This is a genomic window from Microlunatus speluncae (genome assembly GCF_009299835.1).
Taxonomy (GTDB): Bacteria; Actinomycetota; Actinomycetes; order Propionibacteriales; family Propionibacteriaceae; genus Microlunatus; species Microlunatus speluncae.
The window spans coordinates 69,746-81,555 of record NZ_VKCZ01000006.1 but is presented as its reverse complement, the minus strand read 5'-3'; the positions used below and the strand labels follow the sequence as shown (position 1 = coordinate 81,555).

Here is an 11,810-nt window from a genome sequence, read left to right as displayed (position 1 = left end):
GGCTTGGGTCCGGTAGCGCCGAGTGTGACCTTAACGACGCGAACTCTGCGATTCGGCGTCACTTTCGTCACTCTCGATGACCTCGCACCCGGCCGCCCAGCCCAACCGACGCCAGACCTGCCCTCCTCGTCGCGCAGTAGGGTCTCCACCCGCCGACGTACGACGCGGCACCCAACCTGATCCACCCAATGAGGTCGCGAATCATGATCATGACTTGGACACGAGCCGGGCGCGCTCCCGCTCCGCCCGCAGCGCGGGCAGATAGAGCGCGGCGCCGATCATGCTGAAGGCACCGGCGCAGATCATGGCGAGCTGATTCGAGCCGACGCCGGCGAGCCAGCCGAGCAGCGGGCCGATCAGGCTCAGCGAGCCGAAGGCGATCATGGAGTTCATCGAGAGCACGGTCGCGCGGTTGCGAGCCGCCGCCTCGCGGTGCAGCAGGGCGCTGTGCATCGGACCGGCGGAGCCGTGCAGGGAATAGGTCACCAGATAGGCCGCGATCAGCGCTGCCGGCCCGGCGACCAGCCCCATCACCACGGCGCCGAGACCGTTCAGGATCCGGGCCAGGATCGCGGTCCGGGCGACCCCGAGCCGGGACGACGCCATCCCGGCCAGGGCCGAGCCGAGGGCGAAGGCGCCCCAGCCGACCGAGGCGACGGGACCCATCAGGGCGCCGGCCTGCTCCTCGCTGCCGAGGATCTCGGCCAGCCGGATCGGCTGGAAGGACTCGAAGACGAGCATCGCGGTGACCCAGAACACCTCGACCAGGGTGATGCCGCGCAACACCTTGTTGGTCCGCAGCAGCCGCAGCCCGTCCCGGATCACGACCGGCGTCTGCCTGGCCGAGGCGACGGCCCGCCGGGCTCCGGTGGCGTCGAGCCGGGTCCGCGGCTCCTTGAGCAAGATCACGACCGCGACCAGGTGCACCACGGTGAGGCCCGAGGAGACCAGGAACGGCAGCAGCAGGGCGGATTCGAAGCCGAACGGGTTCCAGAGGACGAGGCCGCCGGAGACCAAGGCGCCGAAGGCGATCGAGCCGCCGAGCACGGTGTCCCGTACAGCCAGCGGCCGGCCCACGTCAGCGCCCGGGGTGCTGGCGTGCACGGTGTCGACGAACCAGGCATCGAACGGTCCGGAGTCCAGGGCGCGGAAGATGCCCATCAGCCCGGCGGCGAGCGCGAACGCCCACAAGGAGTCGGCCACCGTGTAGACCAGCGACGCGATCACGTTGACCACGGCCGCGCCGATGAACACCGGGCGCCGGCCGAACGCGTCGGCGAAGCCGCTCGTCGGCAGCTCGAGGGCGAAGACCACGAAGCCCATCACCGACCAGGCCAGCATCGTCTCGGCGACCGACAGCCCGCGCTCGATCGGCAGCAGGGTCGTCACCCCGACCACCAATCCGACCGGGAACCAACGGGTCACGGTCAGCGCCAGGAAGACCCGGCGGGCGGCGACGGGGGAGAGGGCGGCGCCGGTCACGGCTGGTCCGGGTCGGTCGGGTGCATCAGCTGCCAGATCGAGATCTGCCGGGCCTTCGGGTCCTCGACCGGTGAGCGCTTGTAGCGCTGGATCACCTCGTCGAGTTCCTCGTGCAGGGCCCGGGTCTGGGCCGGCGTCAGCACCAGGATGTCGTCGCTGATGCCGAGTGCGTCCCGCCATTCGGCCGACCAGCCGTGCTCGGCGTCGAACCAGCGCTGCATCAGCTCGGCGGCGTGCCGGACGTAGTCGCGGGTCAGCCAGGCCAGCGAGGTCTCGGCGTCCTCATCACCGGCGAAGTCGCTGGCCTGCCACGAGTGGTATTCGCTGCTGGCCCGCCAGACCCGCCGCTTGCCCTCACCCTCGTCGGTGTCCTCGACCAGCCCCACCGACTCGAGCTTGCGCAGGTGATAGCTGGTGGCGCCGGTGTTGGTGCCGAGCCGCTCCGCGAGCTCGGTGGCCGTCGCCGGGCCGTGCAGCCGCAGCGCCGACAACAGCCGGGAGCGCAGCGGGTGGGCGAGGACACGGATCGCCGCCGAGTCGAGCTGGATGTTCCGAGGCATGCGTACACAATAAGTGTGCACGGAACATATGCACAACTCTTCTGTACGCCTCCGAAGCGAGGGGTCAGATCCAGCCGCGGCGTACGGCCTGGACTCCGGCCTGGAAGCGGTTGGAGACGGAGAGCTGGTCGAAGATCGCGCTGACCCGGCGGCGCATGGTGCGGGTCGACCAGCCCATCTGGCGGGCGATCGCGGTGTCGGTGAGGCCGGCGGTGAGCAGGGTGATCAGGGTCCGGTCGGTGTCGCCGAGTTCGGCGTCGGGCTGGTCCGGGCCGATCGGTACGGCGCGCTCCCAGAACTGTTCGAAGAGGCAGATCAGCGCGTCCAGCAGCAACGACTCGCGGATCAGCGCCACCGGTGCCGTGGCCAGGTCGAAGTGCAGCGGCAGCATGGCCAGCCGGCGGTCGGCGATCGCCAGCTTGATCGGCAGGTTGGGCAGCACCCGGCCCTGCTCGCCCAACCGGGCCAGCTCGGCGACCTCGGCCATCGCGCCGGGCTGCTCCAGCGCCTCGGGCGCATAGATCGCGCGCCAGGCGATGCCGTCGGCCAGCAGCCCGGGCTCGACCGGGTTGGTCGCGGCCAGCGCGTACGGCGGCCGGTCCAGCACCAGCATTTCCTCCCGCGCCTGCTGCTGCAGCCGGACGAACCAGCGGCCGAGCTCGGCCGAGCCGGGCAGCAACTCGATCGGGCCGCCACGGCTCTCGATCCGTTGCGTGGCATGGAATACGGCCGACAGGGCCGCCGCGGTCTCCCGGGCCCGGGCCAGCTCGCCGGTGCGCTGCCGGATCAGCTGCTCGATCGCCGGTTCCGGATCGGTCACCGCGAAGCGCCGCGGACGGCCGGAAAGCTGAGTGATCAGGCCACTGCCGCGGAGCGCGCTGAGCGATCGGAGGGCCCGGCGCCCGGTCAGGGACAGTTCCGCCGCCACCTCGGCCGGAGTGGCGGACGGTCGGGTCAGCAGAAACCGGTAGACCCGCTCGTCGAGGTCCTCGATCCCGACCGCGGCCAGGATCTGATCTTCGACCTCCCCGGACATCGGCACATCATCGCAGAACCGGGCTCTGCCGGCACCGGTCGAACGCCGGCTGGACGCCGGTCGGACGCTGGCCGAGCGCGGGCCGCGGATCCCGCCCGTCCCGGCGCCCCGGGCCGAGCCGCCAGTTGTGCGTCGACACGCCGCAAAAACGGCCGCGGATCTGACGGGTCGGCGGTTGGCCGTTTGGTGCCATTGGCCGCGATCAGCCAGGCGAATTCATTGCGGCGACTCCGGCCGATTTCTTAGCGTCGGGGCCATGACTCACGTCGCTCCGCCCCGTGGCCATGCCCCCAGCAGTTCCCGGCCGCTCCTCCTGGGCGGCGTGATGATCATGGCCGTGCTCGGTGCCCTGCTGATCGGTCCCCCCGGGCCGGCGGGCGCCGAGCCGGCCGCACCCACCGATCCCGTGCGCGCGATCCTGATCTTGGACCAGGACCCGGCGCTGGCCGAGGTCTCGGCCGCCGAATCGGATCGGGCCGCCAGATCGGGCAGCGCGGAGCGGCGCCGGCTGGATCAGCGGCGGACGGCGATCCGGTCCGAGCAGGACACCGTTGTCGCGGCCGCGCGGAAGGCCGGCATCGCGATCGAGCAGCGCCGCACCCTGGTCGACCTGATCAACGCCGTCGCGGTCGAGGTGGACCCGGGCCGGCTCGACGACCTGGCCGCCCGACCCGGCGTCGCCGCGGTGCTGACCGATCAGCGGCTGACGATCGGCACCAGCACCTCGGTGCCGCACATCGGTGCGCCCGAGGTGTGGCGGCAGAGCGACCCGGCCGGCGAGCTCGTCCGCGGCGCCGGCTCGACGATCGCGGTGATCGACACCGGCATCGACTACAGCCATCCCTCGCTCGGCGAGGGCTTCGGGCCCAAGCACAAGGTGGCCGCCGGCTACGACTTCGCCAACAACGACGACGATCCGATGGACGACCAGGGTCATGGCACCCACGTGGCCGGGATCGCGGCCGGCGACGGCGGGGCCGGGCTGGTGACGGGCGTCGCGCCGGAGGCCACCCTGACCGCGTACAAGGTGCTGGACGAGTCCGGCGGCGGCTACGAGTCCGACATCATCGCCGGGCTGGAGGCGGCGGTCGACCCGGCGAATCCGTATCGCGCCGACGTGATCAACCTCAGCCTCGGCGGGTCCGGCGACGGCACCGATCCCCTCGGCCTGGCGGCGACCCGGGCCAGCCAGCTCGGCGCCGTCGTGGTCGCCGCCGCCGGCAACTCCGGCCCCGGCGCCCAGACCGTCGGCACTCCGGCCGCCGCGGCCGGTGTGCTCTCGGTCGGCGCGTCCGTCACCGGCGTCAGCGCGCCGGTGGCCAAGATCAAATCCCCGGTCGACGAGCCGCTCGGCGGCTTCCGGGTGCCGTTCAGCGCGGCCGGGCCGCAGCAGCCGATCAGCGCCGAGGTGATCGACGTCGGTCTCGGTCGGGAAGAGGACTACGAGCGGGTCGGCGACGTGACCGGCAAGATCGTCGCCTACCGGGCCAACCTGCCGTCGCAGATGCAGGACGTCACCGACGTGATGGTCGAGCACGCCCGGCTGGCCGAGACCCGGGGCGCGATCGCGGCCCTGGCCTACTCGCCGAGCAACACGCCGTTGGCCGAGCAACTCGCCCGGCAGGTCCGGAGCGGAGCCGGGTCGGCGGATCCGGTGGCGGCGCTGTCGCCGAAGCTCAGCGTGCAGCCCGATCCCTGGCGCCTGGACGAGCTGGTCGTGATCGGCCTGCTCGACCTGCAGTGGACGGCGATCCAGCGGCTGCTGGCCGACGGCCCGGTGACGATCGAGGTGTCGGCCGCCGACCTCACCGATCAGGTCGCGTCGTTCTCCTCCCGCGGCCCGACCAGCCGGTTCGCCGCCGGGGTCGATCTGGTCGCACCGGGGGTGGAGATCAGCTCCTCGCTGCCGAAGGCGAACTACGAGCAGGGCACGTACCGGATGTCCGGCACCTCGATGGCCGCCCCGCACGTCGCCGGCGCCGCCGCGTTGTTGCATCAGCTCCGTCCGGACCTGACCGGGGCCGACCTCTCCGCTCAGCTGACCGGGTCGGCGCACAAGATCAACGCCGGACCGACCGTCCAGGGCGCCGGCCGGCTCGACGTCGCCGCGGCCGCCCGGGCGACCGTGCTGGCCTCGCCGGGCACCCTCGACCTCGGCCTGGCCGGCAACGCCGCGAAGTCGATCAAGAAGTCCGGCACGGTGAGCTGGAGCAACCTCGGCGCCAAGCCGGTCACCCTCGATCTGCACGCCGAGCGGTACGGCAGCGCGGGCTCGGTCAAGCTGAGCAAGACCAAGCTCACCATCCCGGCCGGGGGCAGCGCCGCGGTCACCGTCACGGTGTCCGGGGCGGTCTCCGGCGCGGACCAGGACTTCTCCGGCTGGGTGGTGGCCACCCCGGCCGGGGGCAAGCTGCCGTCGGTCCGGACGCCGTACCTGATCGCGGTCCGGCCGCTGATCGTGCAGCCGTCGCCCGATCCGGCCGAGACGTCATCGACGGCGCTGGTCTGGAGCCCGCGGCCGGTCACCGAGCCGCCGATGATCACGCTGGTCGATCCGCAGGGCAAGGAGCAACGGATCCGGACCGTACTCGATCATGGTCAGTGGTTCCGGGCCGCGCTGCCGCTGCGCCGGGCCGGTGAGTTCGAGGTCCGGGCCACGGCCCGCACCGACACCGGGGTCGAGCTGGTCGGATCCGCTTATCTGGAAGCGATGCGGCCCAACCCCAGAGCAAAGTGGGAGCCGATCGGCCCGAACAACACCTCCGGTGCGCTGGCCGCCTCCGACGCCGATCCGGACCGGATCGTGATCAACCAGTGGGGCAAGGTCAGCCCCTGGTTCAGCGACGACGGCGGTCAGAGCTGGCAGCAGCGCCCGGTCTGGCAGGTCGCGGCCGGCAGTGGCGACGTGGTGATCGATCCGGACAATCCGGATGCCATGTGGTACGCGGTGAACGGCACGATCGGCACCGGTCCGCTGGCGTCGGTGCTCGACCCGACCTACCAGGGCACGATCCTGCGCAGCCGCGACGGCGGCCGCAGCTGGCAGCGGCTGGCGGTGCCCAACGCCTCGTACCAGAAGTTGATCATGGACGAGGAGGGTCGGGCGCTGGTGGCGGTGACCGCCGACCTGATCCTGATCAGCCGCGACGGCGGCGAGACCTGGAGCCGGACCGCCAACCCGCTCGGCGACGACCTGAACGGCGCCGGGCTGACCGGCTCGGATCTCTTCCTGGCCGGCTATTCCACGGTCTGGAAGGTGCCGGGCGTGGTCGCCGGCAAGCCGGGTGCGGCGGAGTTGATCATCGATCAGCAGCCGGGGATCGCCGGCCTGGTCGCCGATGCCGAGCAGGTCGCCTATCTGGACAGCCAGGACCGGGTCCAGGCCTCGATCGACGGCGGCGGCAGCTGGCGGGAGATCTTCGCCGAACCGGACAAGTCGGCCTACGGGCTGGTGCTGCGGTCCGGCACCCTGATGGTCTACACGCTCCGCGGTCACCAATGGCTGGGCCGGGATCACGGCGCCGAATGGACCAAGATCGCCGACATCGCCCCGGGAGCGCCGGAGACCGACTTCCTGCCGCGGCCGAACGGCGACCTGCTGTGGTCCACCCCCGGGTCCGGGCTCTACCGGAGCCGGGCGGGGGAGAAGCCGGTCCGGGTTGGCGTGCCGGGCGAGACCGTTTACGACCTGGCCGTCGCCGACCGGGACGGCAAGCCGGAGCTGATCGCCGGCACCCGGTTCGCCACCTACGACACCCCGTTGCCGGCCGGGAAGGTGACCCCGGCGACCAGCGAGTGGGGCTCCTCGGGCGGCGAGGCGTACTACGGCAAGACGGTGCACACCCTGTCGGCGTACCCGAAGGATCGGTCGATCGTCTGGCGCACCATGAAGACCGCGGCCGGCGACTTCCGGGTCGAGCGCAGCGACGACGGCGGCCGCACCTGGAAGTCGCGGGGCACGACGTTCGAGATCCCGCTGGACGTCTCGGTGTCGCCGAGTTCGCCGGACCGGGTGGTGGCCCTCTTCGGGTCACTGGTGGGCTTCGGTCTGTTCGCCACCGACGACGGCGGCCGGACCTGGCAGAAGTTCTTCCATGATCAACTGTTCACCGTGATCGAGCACGACCCGGCCGATCCGGAGCGGCTCTGGCTGGGCAGCGCCGAGGGCCTGTTCCGGTCCGACGACGGTGGCCGGACGGTGACCCGGGTGTACGACCGGCCGGTCACCGCGATCACCGTGACCGAAGATCGCATCGTGGTCGGCGGTCACGGACTGGCCGTGAGCGAGGACGGCGGAAAGACCTTCCGCGCCGGGGATTCCGGCTCGCTGCCGATCCGGGTCACCGATGTGGCCGTGGCCGGCGACACCCTGTACGCCGGCACCTCGAGCTGGTCCGGCAACGGCCTGGTCAAGGGTGGCCGCGGCGTCCTGGCCAGCACCGACGGCGGCGCGACCTGGCACAACGTGTCGGCCGGCCTGCAGAACCTGTCGGTGACCAGCCTGCAGGTCAGCCCCGACGCCCGCCTCCTGTTCGCCGGCACCGAGGAAGGCGGCGTCCACCGCCTCCGCCTCCGCTAACCCCCACTCCACCCCGACTTGTCAGACTCTCACCACGCCAGGGCGTGGTGAGAGTCTGACAAGTCGGGGGGTGGGTTCAGCAGATGGAGTCGGTGGGTTTGGGGTTGGGGAGGGCGAAGAGGGGGCGGAGTTTGAGGCCGATCCAGGTGCCGCCGAGGGCGAAGACGGCCCAGAGCCAGCCGTGCAGGCTGCCGCGGCTGATGCCGCCCAGGTAGGCGCCGATGTTGCAGCCGCCGGCCAGCCGGGCACCGATGCCCATCAGGATGCCGCCGATCAGGGCGGCGACGGCGGTCCGCCAGGGGATGCCGGTGTGGATCTTCCAGGCGCCGGCCGCGGCGGCGGCGACCCCGGCGCCGATCATGATCCCGACATCGGTGAGCGTCGTCTTGTCCTGCCAGACCGAGGCGGCCAGTGCCTTGGCGTTGCTCGGCTGCTGCCAGAACGCCCACAGCTCGGGCTGGAATCCCAGCAGCTGCAGGAACTTCGCGCCCCACAACCCGAAGGCGTACGTCACCCCCCAGGTGCCGCCGGAGACCAGGAAGACCGCTCCGGCGAGCACGCCGAGCACCACCGCGCCGACCAGGATCGGCCAGGAACCGCGGAAGATCCGGGCCGGGCCGGTCGCCGTCGGCACCACATCGGTGGGCGGCGGAGTGCGCCGCGCCTGCACCAGCTTGGTCACCGCGACGATGATCAACAGCGCGGCGATGGTGATCGCCCAGGCGCCGAGCCAGCCGACCTGATCGGACAGCGCCACGCCCGGCACCTGCGGCCAGCCGGTGAAGACCGGGTAGCCGGCGGTGTAGATCACCGACCCGGCGATGAACCCGAACAGGGTGATCAGGATCGACGTCTGACCGGACCCGACGGCGAACAGGGTGCCGGAGGCACACGCCCCGCCGAGCTGCATCCCGATCGCGAACACGGCCGCGCCGACGAACAGTGGCAGCCCGATCGCTCCCGGGCTGGCGCTCGGCGTCGCGCCGAACAGGGTCGTGCCGCTGGCCGCGATCAGCATCACCAGCGTCGCCGCGGTCCCCAGCAGCAGGGCATGCGCCCGCAGCCCCTGGCCGTTGCCGATCGAGATCAACTGCCGCCAGGCCGAGGTGAACCCGAACCGGGAGTGGAACAGTGCGAATCCGAGCCCGAGGCCGATGATCAACAACAGCCCCTGCGACAGCCCGTGCACGACGGTCACGTAGCCGGCGACGCCGACCGCCAGCAGGACGAAGATCAGCAGCGGGATCCGTCGCACCGGCTGCTGCGGCTCGGGAGTGGGAGCCGAGCCGGAGGTCGCAGCCGGGGCCATCATGGTCCGCAGTCGGGGGAGTTCGAGAGAGGACGTCATGTCCGGGATCAATTCCTAGTGTTGTGAGGGGTAATCCCACGACACTAGGTGTCTCGGCGGGACGGGAACCGCCTTCTTGGATGATGAGACGCCGGGTTAGCCTGCCGGGGTGGAGTATCCGACGACGCGCCGTGACGACCTGATCGAGACCCTGCACGGGCAGGAGATCGCCGATCCGTACCGCTGGCTGGAGGACCCCGACTCGGCCGAGACGGCGGACTGGGTCAGCCGGCAGAACGAGGTCACCGAGGAGTTTCTGGCGGAGTTGTCGGGCCGGGACTGGTTCCGGCAGACGATGCAGCGGATCCTGCGCCGACCCCGGGCCGGGACGCCGGTCCGCAAGAGCGGGCGCTACCTGGTCGGCCGCAACGACGGCGAGCAGAACCAGGACGTGATCTTCGTCGCCGACTCGCTGGCCGAGTTGCTCGCCGGCGGCCGGGTGATCATGGATCCGAACGGGTTGTCGACCGACGGGACGACGGCGGTGAACGGCTACACCGTCTCACCGGACGGGAAGACGATCGCGTTCGCGGTCAGCGAGGGCGGCAGCGACTGGCTGACCTATCGGCTGCGCGACCTGGACACCGGCGAGGACGTCGCGGACGACGTCCGGCAGGCGAAGTTCAGTGTGCCGGAATGGCTGCCGGATTCCCGCAGCTACCTGTACGTCCACTTCCCGGGCGGTGGCCGGGCCGAGGGGACCGAGACCTCGGCCCAGGGCGGCGGCCAGCTGAAGCTGCACCGGGTCGGGGCACCGCAGGCCGAGGATCAACTGATCTTGGAGTTCCCCGACGATGATCAACTGATGTTCTGGGGCGAGACCTCCCATGATCATCGCTACCTGGTGGTGCACCTGGTCCGCGGCACCGAGAACCGCAACCGGCTCTGGCTCATTCCGATCACCGACACCGACGGCACCAGCGGGCTGGGCGAGCCGATCAAGCTGATCGACCGGCCGGGCGCGATGTTCGAGTTCGTCCGGGTGGCCGACGACCGGGTCTATCTGCACACGGATCTGGACGCGCCGCGCGGCCGGGTGGTCAGCTGTGTCATCGCCGCCCCGACCGGGGATGATCTGCCGGACTTCGACGAGGTCGTCCCGGAGAGCGATTCCACCCTGTCGACCGTGGTCGCCGCCGGCGACGGGTTGCTGGTCGAAGGGCTGGCGGACGCCCAGCCGGTGGTGCAGCGGTTCGGCCTGGACGGAACCGAGCGGGGGCCGCTGGACCTCGGCGGCGGGGCGCTGAACCTGATCAACGGCCAGCCCGATCAGCGGGAGGCCTTCGCCGGAATGTCCGCCGTGGTCGCTCCGAACCGGGCCTACCTGATCGACACCGAGACCGGCGAGACGACGCCACTGGACGGCCTGGTGAGCGCCGGCGAGGGTGGTTGGGTCCCCCCGGACTACACGGTCCGCCGCCGCCGGGCGACCAGCGCCGACGGCACTGAGGTGCCGTACTTCTTGATCACTCCGGGCGATGAGCAGGAAGCCGAGGCAGACGGCCCGCGACCGACGCTGCTGTACGGCTACGGCGGTTTCAAGATCCCGATCTTCGCCTCCTATCGGGCGATCTGGCCGGCCTGGCTCGCCGCCGGCGGCGTGCTGGCGATCGCCAACCTGCGCGGCGGTGGCGAGTTCGGCACCGACTGGTACGACGCCGGCCGGCTGACCAAGAAGCAGAACGTCTTCGACGACTTCATCGCCGTCGGTGAGCACCTCGCCGAGACCGGCGTGACCAGCCCGAAGCAGCTGGCCCTGCACGGCGGCAGCAACGGTGGGCTGCTGGTCGGCGCTGTGTTGACCCAGCGCCCCGAGCTGGCCGCGGCCGCGCTGCCCGCGGTCGGCGTGCTGGATCTGCTCCGCTTCCACAAGTTCACCGTCGGCGCCGCCTGGACCTCCGACTTCGGTGATCCCGACGATCCGGACGACTTCGTCACCGCGCTGGCGTACTCCCCGCTGCACAACGTGCGCACCGGCACGAACTATCCGGCCACCCTGGTGATCACCGGCGATCATGACGACCGGGTGGTGCCCCTGCACAGCCACAAGTTCACCGCTACCCTGCAGCAGGCCCAGGCCGGCGACGCCCCGATCCTGACCAGGATCGAGACCGACGCCGGCCACGGGATGGGCAAGCCGACCGCCAAGATCGCCGCCGAGAGCGCCGACCTGCTGGCCTTCGCCGCCCACTTCACCGGGCTTCGACCGGACGCGTCCTTGGACTCGCGTCGTTGAGTCACCAGTAGGCGTGCCTGCTTCGCGGCCGTCGCTCCGGCTTCGCGCCAGGTAAAGCTGGTGCGGAGAACGTGGAAGTGGTGCGAAGGTCGGAGTGGCCGTTCCCTGAGCTTGTCGAAGCATGTCCTGAGCCTGTCGAAGGGGGCAAGCCGGATCACCGTTCGCTGTGCGGTTCGGGTCGGGGTGTGCGTGGTTTCCCGTCGACGGGCTCAGCCCGGGTCCACCGATGATCTTGGTCGTGGGGTCGTGCCAGCCAACCAGGTGCACCCGTCGAGTGGGCCCGAGCCGACCGGCTTCGGTCGCTCGAGGTCGGCCGGTCGGACAAGTCCGCTCGGTGCGCGCCGAGGATTAGAAAGACGCGCCAAGGACGGGCGGGTTACGGCGTTTCCTGGGAATGTCCGGCCGGGTGCTGGTTGCGCAGCCGGCGACTTTCGCAGCCGACACCGGCGCCCGGGCGCATGACGCGGCGGACCGCCTTGACCCGCCCGCTTCTTGGCGCGTCTTTTCCGGCCGTGAGGCCGAAACCGGAGGGGCACCCAGCTGGCTTGCCCTTCGACAGGCTCAGGGAA

The 11,810-nt window shown here is 71.1% G+C and carries 6 protein-coding genes; 2 read left to right on the top strand and 4 right to left on the bottom strand.

Annotated elements, in window-relative coordinates; genetic code table 11:
• Window positions 1-207: 207 nt before the first annotated feature.
• The 3 genes from FNH24_RS09190 to FNH24_RS09180 form a co-directional block, all read right to left on the bottom strand.
• Complete coding sequence (locus tag FNH24_RS09190; RefSeq protein ID WP_152361879.1) at window positions 208-1,482, bottom strand: MFS transporter; 1,275 nt, start codon at window positions 1,480-1,482, stop codon at window positions 208-210.
• Window positions 1,479-2,042 carry an ArsR/SmtB family transcription factor gene (locus FNH24_RS09185; protein WP_152361878.1) on the bottom strand — a complete coding sequence of 188 codons (564 nt, stop codon included), beginning with the start codon at window positions 2,040-2,042 and terminating at the stop codon, window positions 1,479-1,481. Before FNH24_RS09185 ends, FNH24_RS09190 begins: the two co-directional genes overlap by 4 nt.
• Window positions 2,043-2,106: 64 nt before the next feature.
• Window positions 2,107-3,078, bottom strand: coding sequence for a helix-turn-helix domain-containing protein (locus FNH24_RS09180; RefSeq protein ID WP_152361877.1), 972 nt, complete (start codon window positions 3,076-3,078; stop codon window positions 2,107-2,109).
• A gap of 256 nt (window positions 3,079-3,334) precedes the next feature.
• Between FNH24_RS09180 and FNH24_RS09175 the strand changes: the two genes are divergently transcribed.
• A complete protein-coding gene (locus tag FNH24_RS09175) occupies window positions 3,335-7,657 on the top strand; it encodes a S8 family serine peptidase (RefSeq protein WP_152361876.1) in 4,323 nt (1,440 codons plus the stop codon).
• A gap of 76 nt (window positions 7,658-7,733) precedes the next feature.
• Here FNH24_RS09175 and FNH24_RS09170 read toward each other — a convergent pair whose 3' ends face one another.
• Window positions 7,734-9,005, bottom strand: a complete 1,272-nt coding sequence (locus FNH24_RS09170) for a YeeE/YedE family protein (protein ID WP_152361875.1) — start codon at window positions 9,003-9,005, stop codon at window positions 7,734-7,736.
• Between the two features lie 109 nt (window positions 9,006-9,114).
• Here FNH24_RS09170 and FNH24_RS09165 point away from each other — a divergent pair, with 109 nt between their 5' ends.
• Window positions 9,115-11,241: a prolyl oligopeptidase family serine peptidase gene (locus FNH24_RS09165; protein WP_152361874.1), complete on the top strand. Its 2,127-nt coding sequence runs from the start codon at window positions 9,115-9,117 to the stop codon at window positions 11,239-11,241.
• Window positions 11,242-11,810: the final 569 nt, after the last annotated feature.